We start from the raw sequence: 17867 nt of genomic DNA, 5'->3' as shown, positions 1-17867 counted from the left end.
CTCCTCACTTCACGAGCGGCAGCAGGCGGCTGAGATTGGCGGCGACGCTGAGCCGGTCGCGGGCATACCGGTCGGCGTCGGCGTGCAGGCGTACACACTGGCGCCAGGTCTGCACCCGGCACAGGATCGCGCCGGGCCTCGCCAGTTCGCGCAGCCGCAGCAGTTCGGCGGCCGGGGCGAACTCCTCCCATGCCTCCAGGTAGGTGCCGGCGAGGGCGTCACGGAAGAACTCCGGCATCGCGCCGACCTCGGTGACCCGGTCGATGGTGGTGAGCGAGTACAGGGGGTTGCCCACGACGCTCTCCGCCCAGTCGAACATCACGTCGCCGTGGTCACGGAAGGAGAGGTTGCCGTGCCACCAGTCGACGTTGAGCAGGGTGTCGGGCAGACCAGCGGCGGCGAGTTCCTCGCAGGCCGCGCGGAACTCGGGGGCGTAGGCGCGCAGCCGCCGCCGGTCGTCGGCGCCGATGCCCCCCTCCAGGTCCCCGGCGAGCCAGTAGGTGTCGTCGAGGATCTCGTCGTACAGGTCGGGCAGGGCGGCCGGACGGCGGTCGGGGACGCCGAGGGCCAGCAGGGCGGCGGTGTCTCCCGCGAGCCGCTGTTGCATCCGCGCGTAACTGCTGAGCGCCCGGCGGTAGATGGGGAGGTGTTCCGCGGTGAGGTCCTCCTCGACCACCCTGGCCTCGCCGATGTCGAGGGAGAGCATCCAGTGCTCGTGGGGGTGGCGGGCGATCAGCGGGACCGTGTGCTCGGGGAACCGCTCGTGCAGCAGGGCGGTGAGGTCGGGCTCGTAGTGGAAGGGGTGCGGGGCGGCCTTGAGGAAGGCGTAGGTCTCCCCGCACGGGATGCGCAGGGTGCACGCCCAGGGGGAGACGATGAGTTGCTCGGGATCGGCGGTGGCGGGGGTGCCGTGCCGGGCGAGTTCCGCCTCCGCCCAGGCGCCGGCCCGGGCCAGCCAGCCCGGCTCGGTCCACGGCACCTCGGGCAGCGCGGCACCGCCCGAGATCCGGTCGGCGACGAGCCCGGCGGGCTGGCCGGGCGCGAACGCCAGCCGCGCCAGCCGGGCCGCGTCGTACCAGTCCCCCCTCGCGTCGTCGGCGCCGCGGGCCTCCAGCGCGTGCACCCGCACCCCGTCGGGCCGGTGGGCGAGGGGGCCGAGGTAGATGGTGTCGAGGCCGTGTTCCGAGGCGAGGTGGGCGCGGATCTCCGTCGGCATGGACGCCTCGTGCGCGGGCAGCCCGTACGTGCCGTCGCCCAGGTCGGTGAGGAAGACCTCGGTGGCCTTCCTACGCGTTGTCAGGCTGAGGTTCATCAGCTCTTCCCTCCCACAGCTCACGCATGCGGTCACTGGTGCCGAGCAGTTCGTCGAGCGTGCCCTGGGCCACCACCCGGCCCTCGTCGAGGACGACGATGTGGTCGGCCTCCCGGAAGGTCTCCCGGCGGTGGGAGACGGCCAGGCAGGTCAGCGGCGCGGCCGCGCGGCGCTCGCGCAGCCCCTGCCAGAGGCGACGCTCGGTGGGGCCGTCGAGCGCGCTGGAGATGTCGTCGAAGACGAGCAGTTCGGGCTCGCGGGCGAACATCCGGGCGGCGGCGACGCGCTGGACCTGGCCACCGGAGAGCTTGGTGCCCTTGTGGCCGACGACCGTGTCCACACCGTCGTCGAGGGAGCGCACGTCCTCCTCCAGGACGGCCGTGCGCAGCACCGCGCGCAGCGCGTCCTCGTCCTCCGTCCCGCCCAGCTCGATGTTCTCCCGCACCGGCGCCGAGAACAGGCGCGGCACCTGCGGGGTGTAGGCGGCGCGGGGCGGGGCGAGCCGGCCGCTGTCCTCGCCGTTCCACCGCACCTGGCCGCCCTGGCGCTCCAGCAGGCCGAGCACCCCGCGCAGCACGGTGGTCTTGCCGGAGCCGGTCTTGCCGGTGAGGACGACCAACTGGCCCTGGCTCAGGCGGAAGCTGATGTCGTCGACGCCGTTGGCGGAGCCGGGATAGCGGCAGGTGAGCCCCTCCACCTCCAGGGTGCGCAGCTCCTCGCGGGGGGCGGGCAGCCGTACCGGGTCGGGCTCCAGCACACCGGTCACCGCGCCCGGCGCGACCTCCTCCAGCCGCTCCAGGGAGGCTCCGGACGCCTTGTACAGGGCGAGGTTCTGGCTGAACAGCGAGGTGAAGTCGGTGACCCAGCCGACGTAGATGACGAACAGGGCGAGGTCGCCGACGGTGAAGCTGCCGTCGGTGATGCTCTTGGCGGTGAGCGCGAGGACGACACCGGTGCCCAGGGCGGAGGTGTTGGTCCACACAGAGGCGAGGAAGACGTCGGTGAACAGCCGGCTCTGCAGGGTCTTCTTGCGCCGGTCCTCGTTGAGGGTGCCGAGCCGGGACATGATCCGCCCCTTTGCCCCGGCGAGCCGGATGGCCTGCACCGAGCCGAGCATCTCCCCCAGGAAGGCGTTCACCTCGCCCGCGGCCGCGCGGCTGCCGCTGTGGTACTTGCGGATGCGCTTGCTGGCGGTGTTGATGACGATCCCGGCGAGCACCAGAGGCACACACACGACAGCCGTGACGACGGGGTCGATGAGCAGCATGATGACGAGCGCGCCCAGCGCCTGCACGGCCGCGCCGGACACCATGAAGGTGTAACCGACCATGGATGCGGCATTGGCGGTGTCGGAGACCAGCCGGTTCACCGCGTCCCCGGCAGGCATCCGGAGCGCCGTGGCGCCGGGCCGGGCGAGCAGGGCGCGTACGGCGCTGCGGGTGAGCAGTGCCTGTCCGTGGGCCTCGCAGATCCCGTCGTAGGCGACACAGGCGAGCAGGCCGCCGACGCGGACCAGGGCGACCGCGACCAGCAGGGCGATCAGCAGCCACAGCCCGCTGGTGAGCGGCGCGTTCTCGGAGAGCCGGTTGAAGATCTCCCGGACGATCAGCCCGGGAACCACGAGGATGCCGCTGCGCACCAGTTGGAGCAGGAAGTTGGCGGTGAACGGTCCGGGCGCGGAACGCACCACCCGGCCGAAGGTCTGGTACGCCTTCACGCGGCACTCCCGGCGAGCAGGGAGGACAGGTGGGACGCGGGGTCGGCGACGAGCGCGGCCCGCTCCCCGGCCTCGCGGACCCGACCGTCCTGGAGGATCACCACGTGGTCCAGGTCCTTGATGGTGGACAGATGGTGCGCGATCACCAGCGTGGTCCGGCCTTCCATGAGTTCGGCCGTCGCGCGGCCGGTGAGCTGTTCCGTGGCGGGGTCGAGCCGGGACGACGCCTCGTCCAGGATCACCACGGCCGGATCGCGCAGGAACACCCGCGCCAGCGCGATGAGCTGGGCCTGTCCGGCGGACAGGGCGCCGGTGCCGCCCTCCAGGACGGTGTCGAGCCCGTCGGGCTGCTGTCTGATCCAGTCGGCGACGGCGAGCCCGTCGAGCGCCTTCCACACCCGCTCGTCGGTGACGTCCGGGTCGAACATGGTGAGGTTGTCGCGGACGGTGGCCCGGAAGATGTGCACGTCCTGGGTGACCACGCCGACGTGCCGGTGCAGATCGTCCAGCGGGATGTCGCGGATGTCGACCCCGGAGAAGCGGATGGCGCCCCGGTCGGCGTCCATCGCCCGGTGCAGCAGCCGGGCCGCGGTGGTCTTGCCGCTGCCGGTACGGCCGAGCAGCGCGAGCGACTGCCCGGCGGGGATGGTGAGGCTGACGTCGTCGAGGGTGGTGCGTCCGGCCACGTACGAGAAGTGCACGTGGTCCATCTCGACGGTGACCGGCGCCGCGGGGAACGGCGTGGTCCCGGTGTCCTTGACGCGGCTCTCGGTGTCGAGGATCTCGGCGGTGCGGTCCATGCCGGCGAGGGCGACCTGAAGTCCGTCGGCGCGGTAGGCGATCCGGAAGAGCGCCATGGAGAGCATGCTCGTGTAGAAGTACGACACGTAGAGCTGGCCGAGCTCCATGCGGCCGTGCGAGATCAGGTAGGCGCCGAGGGCGAAGATGCCGCCGGTCGCCAGGGAGACGCTGGTCTCCAGCACGCTGGAGGAGGCGCGTACGGCGATGGCCTCGACCTTCATCAGCTTGCGGAAGCGGTCCAGCAGGCCGTCGAGGCGGGTCATGACGTACCGTTCGGCGCCGTTGCCCCGCACGTCCTCGGTGGCGGTGACGCTCTCCTCCAGGAAGCTGGAGATCTCGGCGTTGGTCTGCCGCATGGCGGTGAAGTACGGCTTGGCGCGCCGCTGGGCGACGCGGACCAGCGGCAGCACGAGCAGCGCGAACACCAGCAGGGTGAGACCGGTACGCCAGTCCGCGAAGAAGCTCACGCCGACGATGCCGACGGCGAGGATCGCGTTGGCGAAGACGTGGAAGACGAACGTGGAGAAGAAGTTGCCCATCGTGGCCACGTCGCCGTCGATGCGCTCGATCAGCTCGCCCGGCGTGTGCTCCTTGTGGAAGGACATGTCCAGGTCGAGGCAGTGCTCGGCGAGGTCGGTGCGCAGGGTGTTGGTCGCGCGCCAGCTCAGGTCCTCGGCGAGGTAACCCGCGGCGGCGACCACGCACTGGTTGAGCACGGTGAGCGCGATGAACACGAGCGCGATGTCGACCAGAGCGTCGGCCCCCCGCCCGTCCTCGGCTCCGTCGATGAAGCGGCCCAGCCACTGCGGGTTGAGCACGGTCAGGGCGACGTTGCCCATGACCAGGACCCCGAGGACGGACGCACGGCCGCGGTGGCCGTGCAGATACCTCCAGAGGAGGGAGACGCGCTGCCTCACCGCTCGCCCGCCGTCTCCGCCCGCTCCATGTGGCGGCGCAGGCTGAGCGGACGCATGTCGGTCCACACCTCTTCGATGTGGGCGAGGCACTCGGCCTTGGTGCCCGACGGCCCGCTCGCCGTCCAGCCGGGAGGCATCGGATCGTCCACCGGCCAGATCGAGTACTGCTCCTCGTGGTTGACGACGACCTGGTAGGTCACGGTGTCCTGGCTGTCGCTCATGTCCTTCTTCTCTCTCGCTGCTGTCGTGCGTGCCGGAGGCCGGGAGGTCGTGCCCCGCTCATCGGCGGGCCGGAACCGCGGCCGTGATCAGCCGGTCGATCCCGGCACTCACGCGTGCCTCCGGTTCGGCCCCGACGGAGACGCGTACGAATCCGGCGCAGGAGGCGCCGTACCCGCTGCCGGGGACGACACTGACCCCGTGGTCCAGCAGCAGGTCGCGGGCGAACCGCTCGCTGTCGGCGCCGGTGCGGCCGATGTCGGCGAACAGGTAGAAAGTCGAATCCCCGGAGAGGGTCTCGATCCCGGCGGCGGTGAGCGTCTTCTCGACGCGGTTGCGCCGGGCGACCACTTCCTGGATCTGCGGGCGGGTCACCGCGAGCAGGCGGGTGAAGTGGTCGGCCAGGAAGTGGCACAGGATCGAGGGGGCGCAGGTGACGATGTGCTGCTGAAGCTTGAGCACGTCGTCGAGGAAGGCGCCGTTTCCGATGAGGTAGCCGACCCGCCAGCCCGATATCCCGTAGTTCTTGGACATCGAGTTGCAGATCACCGTGTGCCGCTTCTCCGGGTCGCACACCCCGAGGGAGATGAACTCGGCGCCCAGCGGCACGAATTCGTTGTACGCCTCGTCCGCGATGAGGGTGAGCCCGTACCGGTCGGCGAGCCGGTGCAGTTCGGCCACCTCGTCGGCGGTGAGCAGATTCCCGGACGGGTTCTGCGGGTTGTTGACGACGATGGCGCGGGTGCGCGGGGTGATGTGGTTCTTCAGCTCGCCGACCGGCACCTGGTGCGGTACGGCCACCGGGACGCCCCCCGCCAGCCGGATCTGATCGGGGTAGCTGACCCACAGCGGCTCGCGGACCAGCACCTCGTCGCCGGGGTCCACGACCGCGAGCAGCGCCATGAACAGGGCCATCTTGGAACCCGCGGTGACGATGAGTTCGCGCTCGGGGTCGACGGGGACCCGGCACTGGTCCTGGTAGTACGCGGCGAGTCGCTCGCGCAGGCGGGGCACGCCTCGTGAGTGGGTGTAGTGGTGCAGGTCGACGCCCGTGCCCGCGGCGAACGCCGGCAGCGGGAGGTCGAAGAAGGCTTCGCCGAGGGAAAGGGTGATGACGTCCCGGCCCGCCTCCTTCATCTCGTAGACGAGGTTGTTGACGGCGATGGAGGATGCCTGGCCGATGGCGTCCAGCCGTCCGGGACGGCCGCGGCCGAGGGTCCCGGCGGCGTCAGAGGACACGGACCTGTCCGTTCCCCCACACCACGTTCTTGACGGAGGTCAGCGACTCCAGGCCCATCGGACCGCGGCTGTGGAGTTTCTGCGTGGAGACGCCGATCTCGACGCCGTAGCCGAACTCGCCGCCGTCGGAGTAACGGGTGGAGGTGTTGACGAAGACGGAGCCGGTGCTGACGGCGCGGGTGAAGCGCTGCGCGACGGCGATGTCCCGGGCGACGATGCCGTCCGCGTTCATCGTGCCCCACCTGCCGATGTGGGTGATGGCCTCGTCCAGGTCGTCGACGACCTTCACCGCGAGGATCAGGTCCAGGTACTCGGTTCCCCAGTCCTTCTCCTCGGCCGGCACCGCCGCCGGCCACACCGCGCGCACGCGCTCGCAGCCGCGTACCTCCACACCGAGGCCCTTCAGCTCGTCCAGCGCACCGGGCAGCCACTCCTCGGCGAGGTCGCGGTGGACGAGCAGTGTCTCCATCGCGTTGCACACGCTGGGCCGTGAGGTCTTGGCGTTGACGACGATGGCGGTGGCCATCTCCCGGTCGGCGGTGGCGTCGACATAGGTGTGGCAGTTGCCGTCGCCGTCGATGACGGTGGGGACGGTGGCGTTCTCCTCGACCGTGCGGATCAGCTCCGGCCCGCCGCGCGGCACCAGCAGGTCGATGTAGCCCTTGGCACGCAGCAGTTCCAGCGCGGCCTCTCGGGAGACGTCGTGGATGAGCTGCACGGCGTTGTCCGGGACGCCCTCGACACCGGCCAGGGCCTCCTGGAGTACCTCGATGATGGCGGCGTTGCTGTGGTACGCGATGGACGAGCCGCGCAGCACGGCCGCGTTGCCGGACTTCAGGCAGAGCGCGGCCACGTCGGCGGTGACGTTGGGGCGGGCCTCGTAGATGACGGCGACCACTCCGAGGGGTTCGCGCACCTGCTCGATGACCAGACCGTTGGGGCGCTCCTGGCGGCCGACGCCGAGGCCCACCGGGTCGGGCAGGCCGGTGATGACGCGGATGGCCCGGACCATGCCGGCGATCCGGGAGTCGGTCAGCGTCAGCCGGTCCACGAGGGTGGCCGAGACCCCGGCGGCGCGGGCCTTCTCCACGTCCACGGCGTTGGCCTCGATGAGCCGCTCGCGGTGGGTCTCCAGGGCGTCCGCCATGGCGTTCAGCGCGGTGTCCTTCACCTCCGTCCGCAGGACGCGGAGTTCGGCGGCGGCCTCCTTGGCAGCACGGCAGATGTCGATCACGGACACGGTTCTACCTCCAGCAGGCTGACGTATTCATCGGGATGCAGCACCGGCGCTCCGGCGGGGAGCCGGGTGATCTCCTTGGCGCTTCCGCGGGCGCGGCCGCGGGCGAGGAGGTCACCGTGTGCCGTGACGAGGTCGATGACGGTCCCGGCGGGGAAGTCGCCGTCGGCGGCGGCGACGCCCTGCCGGTCGAGCGGTCCGCGGGCGGCGAGCGCCGCCTCTCCGTCCGGGGTGCAGACCAGGCGGCCGCCGGGGGGCTGGGCGAAGGCGCACCACAGCGCCTGGAGGGGGTCGGCCGTCCTGGTGGCGCGCACCAGAGTGCCGCGCGGTCGGCCCCGGCATGCCTCGACGGCCGCGTCGGCGCCGTCGAAGCGGGCGATGACGGTGGGTACGCCGCTGCGGGTGGCGATCCGGGCGGCGCCGAGTTTGGCCGCCATGCCGCCGGTGCCGTGCGCGGAATCGGCGCCGCCGGCTGCCGCCTCCAGGCCGGCGGTGATGGTGTCCACGACGTCGATGCGGCGGGCGTCGGGGTGCAGCCGGGGGTTGCGGTCGTAGAGGCCGTCCACGTCGGTGAGCAGCATCAGGGTGCGCGCGCCGAGGCGCGCGGCGAGCAGGGCGGCGAGCACGTCGTTGTTGCGCACCATGATCGCGTCGTTCTCGTTGACGACCGGTACGACGCCGGCCGCCAGGGTGTGCAGCAGGGCCGCGCGGACGGAGGCGCCGTGCTCGGGCTCCCAGATGTCGCGCGGGGTGAGGAGGAACTGGGCACAGGTCAGGTCCTGCCGGGCGAAGGCGGCGCCGACGGCCTGGAAGTGCGGGCCCTGGCCGAGGGCGGCCATGACCTGTCGGCGGGTCCCGGCCTCGCCGGGACCGTCACCGAGGGTCTCCCGGCCGAGCGCGATGGCGCCGGAGGCGACGACGACGGTGGTCAGGCCCTCGTCCCGCAGCCGCCGCACCATGCCGGCCACGACGTCCGCCTTGGCGGCGTCCACCCCCGCGCCCTCGACCAGGGAGGAACTGCCGATCTTGATGACGACGCAGGTCGACGCCGTGGCGTCCGCCGTGCGTAAGGCTTCTGTCTCGGGCAAACGTTCGCACCCCCGTCGTACGCGGATGAGCAGAGAAGCGCTGAGCGCAGAGACGCTGAGCGGCGAGAACGAGTACGACGCCGCTCGGAGAATCCGAGGGCGTCGCGGGAACGGCACGCGGTGCGCGGGTCCGCCGGACATCTCCGGGGCGCCTGTGGACACACTGCGGCAACTTCGAGAAGTTTTCTTCGTACCTGCTCAGAAAGTCAAGGGGTTCTTCACCGTCAATTGACCTGACGGGAGCGCAGGTTGGTGCGGCGGCGTGTCGACAGGCGCGGAGGCGGGATGTTCCGAGCGGTGGTGGCGGGGGCACAAGACCTGCATGCTCCATGGCATCGACGTCAGCGCGTACCAGTCCTCGTCGTACGAGACCGACGGACTCTCGTTCGCCTTCATAAAGGCGACGGAGGGCCGTTCGTACGTCAACTCGAGACTCGCGGCCCAGACGAAGACGGCGCGGGACGCGGGTCTGGTCACGGGTTTCTACCACTTCCTGTGGCCGGGCAATCTCACCGACCAGGCCGAGTACTTCCTCAGCCACGCCCCCGACCGGCCGGGCGACATCCTGGCCGTCGACTGGGAGGTGACCGGTGACGGCACGCACGCGAGCAACGCCGAGAAGGACAGCTTCATCCGCAAGCTGCGCAGTCTGCGGCCGGACAACCGGGTGGTGCTGTACACCAACCGGGACTACTGGCTGAACATCGACACCACGTCGTACGCGGGCGACGGGCTGTGGATCGCCGATTACGTGAGCGCCGGCAAGCCCCGGATCAAGGCGGACTGGAAGTTCCACCAGTACACCTCGGAGCCGCACGACAAGAACGTGGCGGACTTCTCCAGCAAGGCCGCGCTCAGGCAGTGGGCGACCGGGAGGTGACGGGAGGGGTGTCCGCGCGGCGCGGACACCCCTGCCGGGTACGTCACTTGTTCAGGTAGGCCCAGAACTCGTCGAACGTCAGCACCTTGTCGCCGTCGATGTCGCGGGTCTTGATGACCGCCTCGGCGACCGTCTCGGTGACGTTGAAGTCGCCCTGCTGGGCGAGCGCGGACTTGAACTCGGCGGCGGTGATGAACCCGTCGCCGTCCGCGTCGATCCGCTGGAACTGCTTGCGTGCTTCCTCGATGTCCGCCACCGATCCGCCCCTCTGTACTCGTACTTCTCATACCGTGTCGGCGTACTGCCGCTGGTCAGATTAACGCTCCCCACCACCAGCGGTTCCCCCGGACCGAGAGGCGGGCACGATGGAGACGTTGCCGGAACTGCTCGACGCGGTGGCCGACGACCGGTTCCTGCCCCCGGACGGCACGGTGACCGTCCTGCCCCAGCTCTGCCGACGGGACGCCGGGGTACTGGCGTTCACCGCGCACACCCTCGTCCTCACCGACGAGGACCCCGCCTGGGTACGCGCCACCCTGGCCGCCGTGGACTGCGACCCCCTCGCCGCCCCCATGCACCCCCGCTTCCTCACCGCCCTCATGGACCGCACCGGCCGCGCGGCGGAGACCGTCGACGCCCTCTGGGTCGGCACCCCCCTGCCGGGCCCGCCCGCACTGGCGCTGCGGGAGATCGCGGACACCGGGCATCCCCGGGTGGTCCGCGCGCGCCGGCGCCGGGACTCGGTCCGCGTGTGGGTGGCCGACGGCGGGCTGCTGGTGATCGGGCGCGGGGTGGGTGGACGGCTGGAAGCGGCGCTGGAAGTGGAGGGTGAGGGAGCCGGGCTGGGGCGCGGACTGGCCCTGGCCGCACGGCAGTTGTCCGACGGGCCGGTGTGGGCTCAGGTTTCGCCGGGGAACGCCCGGAGTGTGCGGGCGTTCCTGGTGGCCGGTTATCGGCCCGTCGGCGCCGAGCTGCTGCTCAGTGCCAGGGGCGGTAGTACGGGTTGCTCCGGCAGTTGCTCATGATCTCGGTCTTGGTGGCCTTGTCGACCGGGCAGACGCCGATGACGTACTGGCGCTGGATGCCTCCGGGGAAGGCGACCTCGACCTGGTCGGCCCACTTGTGGGTGTCGCCGATGGTCTTGTTGACGTCCACCCCGCCGGGTGCGTCGATGTAGTAGTTGTAGCCCGACTTGTACCAGGTCTTGTACAGGTCGTGGTCGTAGGTCGTGGAGACGTACGGCGAGGGCTGGTTGACGAGGACGTACTGCTCCACGTCGTACTGCCCGTTCACCGTGTCCTTGGGCAGGAAGCCCTCCTCGAAGACGACGGCCGGGCCGCGGCTGTCGCTGCGGTAGAGGGTGCCGCAGCCGGTGCGCCACACCGGGTCCGGGGTGATCCGGCCGACGTCCACCCGGCGGTCGGCGGCGGCGTGCACCTTGTCCTGGAACTGCGGACAGGAGGGCGCGGCGGCGCGGGTCTTCAGCTCCGCGGGAGCGGCGGCGGGCGTGGCGGCCGTGGTGGCGAGGACGGCGCCGAAGAAGAGAGCGGCAGCGGTGACGCTGCGCCGCAGACGAGTTGTGATCATGCCCCGCACGATGGCGCTCCGGCCGGGGCGGGTGGTGGACCCTCACCCCATCGGGGGCGTGTCCGTCCGCCTCAAGTCAGCCGTTCCTAGCGGTCGGAGACCCGCATCTCGAACCAGGTGGTCTTGCCCCGGGGCAGCAGGTCGACGCCCCAGCGGTCCGCGAGCTTGTCGACGAGGAACAGCCCCCGCCCGCTGATGTCCGTCTCCTGCACCGGCATCAGGCAGGGCAGCCCCCGCGAGGGGTCACGCACCTCGACGCGGACCCAGCCGCGCCGGCGGCGCATCCGTAATCCGAACACGCGGGCGCCGGTGTGACGTACGGCGTTGCCCACGAGTTCGGAGACGAGTAAGACCGCGTCCTCGGTCAGCTTGGGGGTCAGCCCCCAGTGCCGGAGAATGACGATCTGGGCGAGTCTGCGCGCGGTGGCGGCGGACTCGGGGCGCGACGGGAGCGGAACCTCCGCCTCCGCGGGGTTGCCGAACAGTTCGAGCGCTCTGAGCCCTTGTTCGTCCTCGACCGCGGGCGACCAACGCGCCGCGGCAGCACGGCTGTGTCCCCGTGGCTGATCGATGCCATCCAGCCCCGCCATGGACCCATGATGGCCGTCACAGCGGGGCTCCGGGGCCGATCCTGAGGAATACGCCCCCCGTGCGCCCCCGGTCTGCTCCAGTCCCTCGGCATATGCCAATGGCAGGTGGGGGTCGGCGGTGGCCCGGTCGACCTGCGGCGACGGCTCGGTTCCGGGCAATCGTGCGGCTCCCTCGGCGAGGCAGGCTTAAGGTGCGGTTAAGGCTGCCATAAACCGGCCCGCCGGGAGAGCCGAATCAGACGACGCGTCAATTGCAAGGGGCACAAGGGCCCTTGTCGGGTTCTGGGAGCACGTCCGTTGCCCTCAGAGGAACTTGGCCTTCCCCGGACCCTCCTCCACGAAGCTGCGCATCCCCCGCTCGCGGTCCTCGGTGGCGAACAGCCCCGCGAACCAGTTCCGCTCCACCGTGAGCCCGGTGTCGATGTCCGTCTCCAGGCCGGCGTCGACCGCCTCCTTCGCGGCGCGCAGCGCGAGCGCCGGGCCCTGGGCGAGCCGGGCGGCCCAGGCGTGCGCCTGCTCGTACACCTCGCCGGCCGGGACGACCCGGTCCACCAGGCCGAGGGCGAGGGCCTCGTCGGCCTTGACCATGCGGCCGGTGAAGATGAGGTCCTTCGCCTTGGAGGGGCCGATCAGCCGGGGCAGCCGCTGGGTGCCGCCCGCGCCCGGGATCAGGCCGAGCAGGATCTCGGGCTGGCCCAGTTTGGCGTTCTCCCCGGCGATCCGGTAGTCCGCGCACAGCGCCAGCTCACAGCCACCGCCGAGGGCGTACCCGGTGACGGCGGCGACGACGGGCTTGGGGATGCGGGCGACGGCGGTGAAGGCGTCCTGGAGAGCCCGGGCGCGCAGGACCATCGCGGTGTGGTCCATCGCCTGCATCTCCTTGATGTCCGCGCCCGCCGCGAACACCTTCTCCCCGCCGTAGATCACCACGGCGCGCACGTCCTCGCGGCGCGTCGCCTCCTCGGCGAGTTCCTTGAGCCGGTCCTGCGTGGCGACGTCCAGCGCGTTCATCGGCGGCCGGTCCAGGCGCAGCGTGCCGACGCCTTCGGCGACTTCGAGATTCACGGTCATGCGCAGCAGGTTAACGGCCACTAACGCCGACGGGCCCGGTGCCGTTCCTCACAGCACCGGGCCCGTCTCGCCAGGTTCCTACTTCTTCCAGTCCGCCCAGCTCATGTTCCAGCCGTTGAGGCCGTTGTCCGGGGCGACCGTGCGGTCGTGCGAGTTCTTCACGATGACCACGTCACCGACCATGGACCTGTTGAAGAACCAGGCCGCCGGAACCCCGCCGTCGTAGCCGCCGCGCACGTCGCGCAGGCCCACGCAGCCGTGGCTGGCGTTGTAGTTGCCGAAAGCTCCGCCGCCCCAGTAGTTGCCGTGGATGAAGGTGCCGGAGTCGGTGAGGCGGATGGCGTGCGGCACGTCCTTGATGTCGTACTCGCCGCCGTAGCCGACCGTCTCGCCGTTCATCCGGGTCACGGCGAGCCTCTCGGTCATGACCATCTTGCCGTTCCAGGTCTCGTAACCGGGCTTGCCGGTGGTGACCGGGAGGGTCTTGAGGGTCTTGCCGTCCCGCACGACCTTCATGGTGTGCTTCTTGGCGTCGACGTAGGAGATCTGGCTGCGGCCGATGGTGAACTTCACCGTCTTGCGCTGCTTGCCGTACACCCCGTCGCGGCCCTCGACGCCGTCCAGGTCGAGGTCGACGGTGACCTTGGTGCCGGGCTTCCAGTAGCTCTCCGGGCGGAAGTCCAGGCGGTCGTTGCCGAACCAGTGTCCCGCGACGTCCACCGCGGGCTCGGTCCTGATCCGGATGGCCTTCTCGACGGCGGCCGGGTCGGTGATGCCGCGGGTGAAGCGCAGCGAGAACGGCATGCCGACGCCGACGGTGGAACCGTCCTCCGGGGTGAAGGTGCCCATGAAGGTGTTCTTCGGCGTCAGCGTGGTGAAGCTGGAGTCCTCGGCGGCCTTGCGCCCCCGCGAGTCCTCGGCGACCGCGTGCACCGTGTACTTGGTGGCGGCGGCCAGGTGCCGGACGGGGGTCCAGGCGGCGCCGCCCTTGGCGAGCGTGCCGTCGACCTCGGTGCCCTTGCTGTCCTTGACCACCACGCTGGTCAGCCGGCCCCCGGCGACCTTCACGTTCAGCGCGCCGCTGGTGTCCACCGCCGTGGCACCGGACTTGGGCGCGATGGTGACGGCGGCCGAGGACTGCTTGTCCTGGCCCTCCTTGTTCTTGGCGTTGTCCGACCCGCTCCCCGTGGTCTCACCGCCGCCGCAGGCGGCCAGCGACAGCACGAGCGCCCCCGCCATGAGCGCCAGCCCCTTACGACCCCTGTGCCGAGTTCCTGCCGAAGCCCCCGATATCGGCCGCACGTTCAAGTCGTTCTCCCCTCCCGGACCTGGTCACAGGTCCACACCCCGGCGCGTCCCGCGCTCATTCGGGCATGCTAGCCGCCGGGTTCCGGGCTCGGTGTCCGTCGAATGTCACCGTTCAGTCGCAACTTCAACCAGGCGCCGATACCCGGAATTTCGCAGCTCACCGGGTCACTGGAGCACGCTGCCCGCCTTCCACTGCTTCCATGCCATGTTCCACCCGCTGAGGCCGTTGTCCGGGGAGACCGTCTTGTCCTTGCTGTGCACGACCTCGATGACGTCCCCGACCAGGCTGCGGTCGAAGAACCAGCCCGCCGGGGTGTCCGCGCCGCCGCCCTTGACGTCCCTCAGCCCCACGCAGCCATGGCTGACGTTGACCTCACCCGGCGACTCGGGCGACCAGTAGTTGCCGTGCAGGAAGGTGCCGGAGTCGGTGAGCTTCATGGCGTGCGGCACGTCCGGGATGTCGTACTCCCCGCCGAAGCCGACCGTCTGGCTGTTCATGCGGGTCACCTCCAGCATGTCCATCACCACCATCTTGCCGTTGTACGTGGGCGTCTTGGGGGCGCCCGCGGTGATCGGCACGGTGGCCAGGAGTTCGCCGTCCCGGCGCACCTGCATGGTGTGCGCGGCCGCGTCGACCAGGGAGACCTGGCTGCGGCCGATGGTGAAGGCGATGGTCTTGCGCTGGAGCCCGTAGACGCCGGGCGCCCCCTCCACGTCGCGCAGGGCGAGGTCGACGGTGACCTCGGTGCCGGGCTTCCAGTAGCGCTCGGGGCGGAAGTCCAGCCGGTTCTTGCCGAACCAGTGGGCACGGATGTCGACGGCAGGCTTAGCGGTGACGCGTACGGCCTTCTCCACGGCGGCCCGGTCGGTGATGTCCCGGTTGAAGGCGAGGGAGACGATCATCCCGGTGCCCACCGTGGAACGGTTCTCCGGGGTGACGTAGCCGATGAACCGCTGGTCGGGGACGTAGGTGGTGAACGTGGTGTGCCGGGCGGAGCGGCGGCCGTCGCCGTCCACGGCGACCGCGTCCACGGTGTAGCGGGCGGCGAGGGCCAGCTTGTCGTCGTCCGGTTTCCAGGTACGGCCGTCCTCCACGATGTGCCCGGTGACGACGGTGTCCCGGGCGTCCTGGGAGCGGGTCACCGTGACCTTCTCCAGCCGCCCGGCGGGCACCCTCACCCTCAGCCGCTCGCCGGGGCGCACCCCCTTGCCGCCGTCGTCCGGGGTCACCCGGATGACGTCCTCGACGGCCGGGGGTCTGCCCGGCGGGCCGCCGATGCCCAGGGGGCCGGAGCCGTCCGCGGTACAGCCGGCGGCCCCGGCCAGCAGTCCCGTCCATGAAAGTGCCGTGGCCAGTGCGGCCAGCGCGCGCCGCGCGCGTCCTTGTAGGTGCCTCACGCCGACACAACGACGCGGCCCGCTCCGGGGAAACGTGAGTGCGACCGCCCGGATGGGCAGAACAGAGGGAAGGACGACGCGAAGGGGAGCCGCCGCGCCCGCGCCGGAGCCGTCGGGGCGCTGCCGTACCGGCCGGCCGAGCGTGCCCGGGGCCTTGGCAGGCCCTCGGGTGCGGTCGGCCGTTCGGCGCGGGCGGTCGTGCCCCGGAAGGCCGAGCCACTGAAAGAGGGGCCGACTGGTGACGAGCGCAGCCGAGCAGCGGGCACGGGCCGGGGAACCGGCCGCCCAGAGCGGGACCGCCACTTCCCCGGTGCGCGGTGCCCGGCGCGCCGCGCCGCCCGCGTGGCCGGGGACGCCGACGCCTCTGGGGGCCCGGTTCCGTACCGGTCCGGACGGGGTGGCGGGCACCAACTTCGCGTTGTGGGCGGGCGGCGCGGAGGCGGTGCGGCTGTGCCTGTTCGACGAGCGGGGCCGGGAGACCCAGGTCCGGCTCACCGAGCTGACGCACGAGATCTGGCACGGCTTCGTGCCCGGTGTACTGCCCGGCCGGCGCTACGGCTACCGGGTGGAGGGCCGCTGGGACCCGTGGACCGGCGCCCGCTGGAACCCGGCGAAGCTGCTGCTGGACCCGTACGCCCGCGCGGTGGACGGGGAGTTCGCGCTGCCGCCGGAGGTGTACGGGCACGTGCGGGACTGGCCGGAGCAGGGTTACGCGGACACCGTGCGGGACGAGCGGGACTCGGCGCCCTTCGTGCCCAAGGGCGTGGTGGTGCACGACGACGACGACTGGTCCGACGACCGCCGCCCCAAGACGCCGTGGGCGGACTCGGTCATCTACGAGCTGCACGTCAAGGGCTTCACCAAGCTCCACCCCGGCATCCCGGAGGAACTGCGCGGCACCTACGCCGGTCTCGCGCACCCGGCGGCGGTCGAGCACCTGGTGAAGCTGGGCGTGACGGCGGTGGAGCTGCTTCCCGTCCACCAGTTCGCGCACGAGGACCATCTGCTGCGCCGGGGCCTGAAGAACTACTGGGGCTACAACTCCATCGGCTACTTCGCCCCGCACGTGGCCTACGCGGCCTCCGGCACCACCGGCCAGCAGGTCGGCGAGTTCAAGCGGATGGTGCGCGCACTGCACGCGGCCGGCATCGAGGTGATCCTCGACGTGGTCTACAACCACACCGCCGAGGCGGGCGAACTCGGGCCCACGCTCTCCCTGAAGGGCATCGACAACCGGGGCTACTACCGCCTCCAGCCCGACGCCCGCCGGTACGCCGACTACACCGGCTGCGGCAACACCCTGCACGTGGTCCAGCCCCAGGTGCTCCGGCTGATCACGGACTCGCTGCGCTACTGGGTGACCGAGATGGGCGTGGACGGCTTCCGCTTCGACCTGGCGGCGGCGCTGGCCCGCTCGATGCACGACGTCGACATGCTGTCGCCCTTTCTGGCCGTCATCGCCCAGGACCCGGTGCTGCGCCGGGTGAAGCTGATCGCCGAACCGTGGGACATCGGCTCCGGCGGTTACCAGGTGGGCGCCTTCCCGCCGTTGTGGACGGAGTGGAACGACCGCTACCGCGACACCGTGCGCGACTTCTGGCGGCACGCGCTGCCCGACGTCCGCGAGATGGGCTACCGGCTGTCCGGCTCCAGCGACCTGTACGCCTGGGGCGGCCGCCGCCCGTACGCCTCGGTCAACTTCGTCACCGCGCACGACGGTTTCACCCTGCGCGACCTCGTCTCGTACCACGGCAAGCACAACGAGGCGAACGGCGAGGACAACCGGGACGGCACCGACGACAACCGCTCCTGGAACTGCGGCGCCGAGGGCGAGACGGACGACGAGGGCGTACGTGCCCTGCGCAGAAGGCAGTTGCGGAACCTGCTGACCACGCTGCTGCTGTCCACCGGGGTGCCGATGCTGGTCGCCGGCGACGAGCTGGGGCGCACCCAGGGCGGCAACAACAACGCCTACTGCCAGGACGGCGAGCTGAGCTGGCTGGACTGGTCGCTGCTGGACGACCCGGACTGGCGGCCCCTGTTCGACCTGACCTGCCGGCTGATCGCGCTGCGCCACGCGCACCCGGTGCTGCGCCGCCGCGCCTTCTTCTCCGGCCGCGCGCACTCGGCGGACGGCCTCAGGGACCTGGCCTGGTTCACCGCGCGGGGCACGGAGATGACCGAGCGCGACTGGTACGCGCCCGCCGCCACACTTGGCATGTATCTGTCCGGCCGGGACATTCCAGGGCGGGACGAGCGGGGCGCGGCGGTGGTGGACGACAGCTTCCTCACCGTACTGCACGCCGGGCACGAGCCGACCGGCTTCACCCTTCCGGGCGCACCCTGGGCGACGGGGTACGAGGTGGTGGTGGACACCTCTGGTGAGGAGCAGCTCCGGGCGCCCGGCACGGTCCTCGACGCGGACACCGACATCACCGTGCCGGCCCGGACGGTGCTGCTGCTGCGGGTCGTCTGAGGAGGTGCCAAGGGGCCGGAAAACTCG

At 71.1% G+C, this 17867-nt stretch carries 16 protein-coding genes; 3 read left to right on the top strand and 13 right to left on the bottom strand.

The window, feature by feature from the left end; translation table 11 throughout:
- Positions 1-4 precede the first annotated feature (4 nt).
- Genes E5082_RS32270 through proB form a run of 7 tightly spaced genes read right to left on the bottom strand, consistent with a single transcriptional unit; the run spans position 5 to position 8530 of the window.
- Positions 5-1312, bottom strand: a complete 1308-nt coding sequence (locus tag E5082_RS32270; protein ID WP_167513975.1) for an aminoglycoside phosphotransferase family protein — start codon at positions 1310-1312, stop codon at positions 5-7.
- Positions 1287-3029: an ABC transporter ATP-binding protein gene (locus E5082_RS04115; protein ID WP_135789881.1), complete on the bottom strand. Its 1743-nt coding sequence runs from the start codon at positions 3027-3029 to the stop codon at positions 1287-1289. The genes E5082_RS32270 and E5082_RS04115 overlap by 26 nt, the downstream gene beginning before the upstream one ends.
- Positions 3026-4747, bottom strand: coding sequence for an ABC transporter ATP-binding protein (locus E5082_RS04110; RefSeq protein WP_135789880.1), 1722 nt, complete (start codon positions 4745-4747; stop codon positions 3026-3028). The genes E5082_RS04115 and E5082_RS04110 overlap by 4 nt, the downstream gene beginning before the upstream one ends.
- Entirely contained in the window at positions 4744-4968 is a 225-nt protein-coding gene (locus tag E5082_RS04105) for an MbtH family protein (protein ID WP_135789879.1), read from the bottom strand. The genes E5082_RS04110 and E5082_RS04105 overlap by 4 nt, the downstream gene beginning before the upstream one ends.
- A gap of 58 nt (positions 4969-5026) precedes the next feature.
- Positions 5027-6205, bottom strand: coding sequence for a pyridoxal phosphate-dependent aminotransferase (locus tag E5082_RS04100; RefSeq protein ID WP_135789878.1), 1179 nt, complete (start codon positions 6203-6205; stop codon positions 5027-5029).
- Positions 6195-7445 carry a glutamate-5-semialdehyde dehydrogenase gene (locus E5082_RS04095; protein ID WP_229918955.1) on the bottom strand — a complete coding sequence of 417 codons (1251 nt, stop codon included), beginning with the start codon at positions 7443-7445 and terminating at the stop codon, positions 6195-6197. The genes E5082_RS04100 and E5082_RS04095 overlap by 11 nt, the downstream gene beginning before the upstream one ends.
- On the bottom strand, positions 7436-8530 hold the full coding sequence (proB, locus tag E5082_RS04090; protein ID WP_167513974.1) for a glutamate 5-kinase: 1095 nt from the start codon (positions 8528-8530) through the stop codon (positions 7436-7438). The genes E5082_RS04095 and proB overlap by 10 nt, the downstream gene beginning before the upstream one ends.
- Before the next feature lie 322 nt (positions 8531-8852).
- On the opposite strand from proB, the gene E5082_RS04085 reads away from it, so the two are divergent.
- Positions 8853-9410 (top strand): GH25 family lysozyme, encoded by a 558-nt coding sequence (locus tag E5082_RS04085; RefSeq protein WP_135789876.1) that lies wholly within the window; start codon positions 8853-8855, stop codon positions 9408-9410.
- Positions 9411-9453: 43 nt separating this feature from the next.
- Here the strand turns inward: E5082_RS04085 and E5082_RS04080 are convergent, their stop codons facing one another.
- Positions 9454-9666: an EF-hand domain-containing protein gene (locus E5082_RS04080; protein WP_135789875.1), complete on the bottom strand. Its 213-nt coding sequence runs from the start codon at positions 9664-9666 to the stop codon at positions 9454-9456.
- Positions 9667-9775: 109 nt separating this feature from the next.
- Between E5082_RS04080 and E5082_RS04075 the strand changes: the two genes are divergently transcribed.
- On the top strand, positions 9776-10435 hold the full coding sequence (locus E5082_RS04075; RefSeq protein WP_135789874.1) for a GNAT family N-acetyltransferase: 660 nt from the start codon (positions 9776-9778) through the stop codon (positions 10433-10435).
- Here the strand turns inward: E5082_RS04075 and E5082_RS04070 are convergent.
- The 5 genes from E5082_RS04070 to E5082_RS04050 all read right to left on the bottom strand — a co-directional run bounded on the left by E5082_RS04070 (position 10389) and on the right by E5082_RS04050 (position 15364).
- Positions 10389-10997 (bottom strand): ADP-ribosyltransferase, encoded by a 609-nt coding sequence (locus E5082_RS04070; RefSeq protein ID WP_135789873.1) that lies wholly within the window; start codon positions 10995-10997, stop codon positions 10389-10391. The genes E5082_RS04075 and E5082_RS04070 overlap by 47 nt on opposite strands.
- Before the next feature lie 86 nt (positions 10998-11083).
- Entirely contained in the window at positions 11084-11587 is a 504-nt protein-coding gene (locus E5082_RS04065; protein WP_167513973.1) for an ATP-binding protein, read from the bottom strand.
- 303 nt (positions 11588-11890) lie between these two features.
- Positions 11891-12658 (bottom strand): enoyl-CoA hydratase/isomerase family protein, encoded by a 768-nt coding sequence (locus E5082_RS04060; protein WP_086692920.1) that lies wholly within the window; start codon positions 12656-12658, stop codon positions 11891-11893.
- A gap of 78 nt (positions 12659-12736) precedes the next feature.
- Positions 12737-13966, bottom strand: a complete 1230-nt coding sequence (locus E5082_RS04055) for a L,D-transpeptidase (RefSeq protein ID WP_190045366.1) — start codon at positions 13964-13966, stop codon at positions 12737-12739.
- A gap of 165 nt (positions 13967-14131) precedes the next feature.
- Positions 14132-15364, bottom strand: a complete 1233-nt coding sequence (locus E5082_RS04050) for a L,D-transpeptidase (RefSeq protein ID WP_135789870.1) — start codon at positions 15362-15364, stop codon at positions 14132-14134.
- 238 nt (positions 15365-15602) lie between these two features.
- On the opposite strand from E5082_RS04050, the gene glgX reads away from it, so the two are divergent.
- A complete protein-coding gene (gene glgX, locus E5082_RS04045) occupies positions 15603-17840 on the top strand; it encodes a glycogen debranching protein GlgX (RefSeq protein WP_190045365.1) in 2238 nt (745 codons plus the stop codon).
- Positions 17841-17867 lie beyond the last annotated feature (27 nt).

It is taken from the genome of Streptomyces griseoluteus (genome assembly GCF_004784465.1).
GTDB lineage: Bacteria > Actinomycetota > Actinomycetes > Streptomycetales > Streptomycetaceae > Streptomyces > Streptomyces griseoluteus.
The sequence above is the reverse complement of the archived record's forward strand: the minus strand, read 5'-3'. Positions and strand labels throughout refer to the sequence as shown.

Bases quoted from the DNA above. Each gene is read 5' to 3' on its own strand.
- E5082_RS04105 (WP_135789879.1), bottom strand. From the start codon at position 4,968: ATGAGCGACAGCCAGGACACCGTGACCTACCAGGTCGTCGTCAACCAC.
- E5082_RS04075 (WP_135789874.1), top strand. From the start codon at position 9,776: ATGGAGACGTTGCCGGAACTGCTCGACGCGGTGGCCGACGACCGGTTC.
- E5082_RS32270 (WP_167513975.1), bottom strand. From the start codon at position 1,312: ATGAACCTCAGCCTGACAACGCGTAGGAAGGCCACCGAGGTCTTCCTC.
- E5082_RS04070 (WP_135789873.1), bottom strand. From the start codon at position 10,997: ATGATCACAACTCGTCTGCGGCGCAGCGTCACCGCTGCCGCTCTCTTC.
- E5082_RS04060 (WP_086692920.1), bottom strand. From the start codon at position 12,658: ATGACCGTGAATCTCGAAGTCGCCGAAGGCGTCGGCACGCTGCGCCTG.
- E5082_RS04065 (WP_167513973.1), bottom strand. From the start codon at position 11,587: ATGGCGGGGCTGGATGGCATCGATCAGCCACGGGGACACAGCCGTGCT.
- E5082_RS04085 (WP_135789876.1), top strand. From the start codon at position 8,853: ATGCTCCATGGCATCGACGTCAGCGCGTACCAGTCCTCGTCGTACGAG.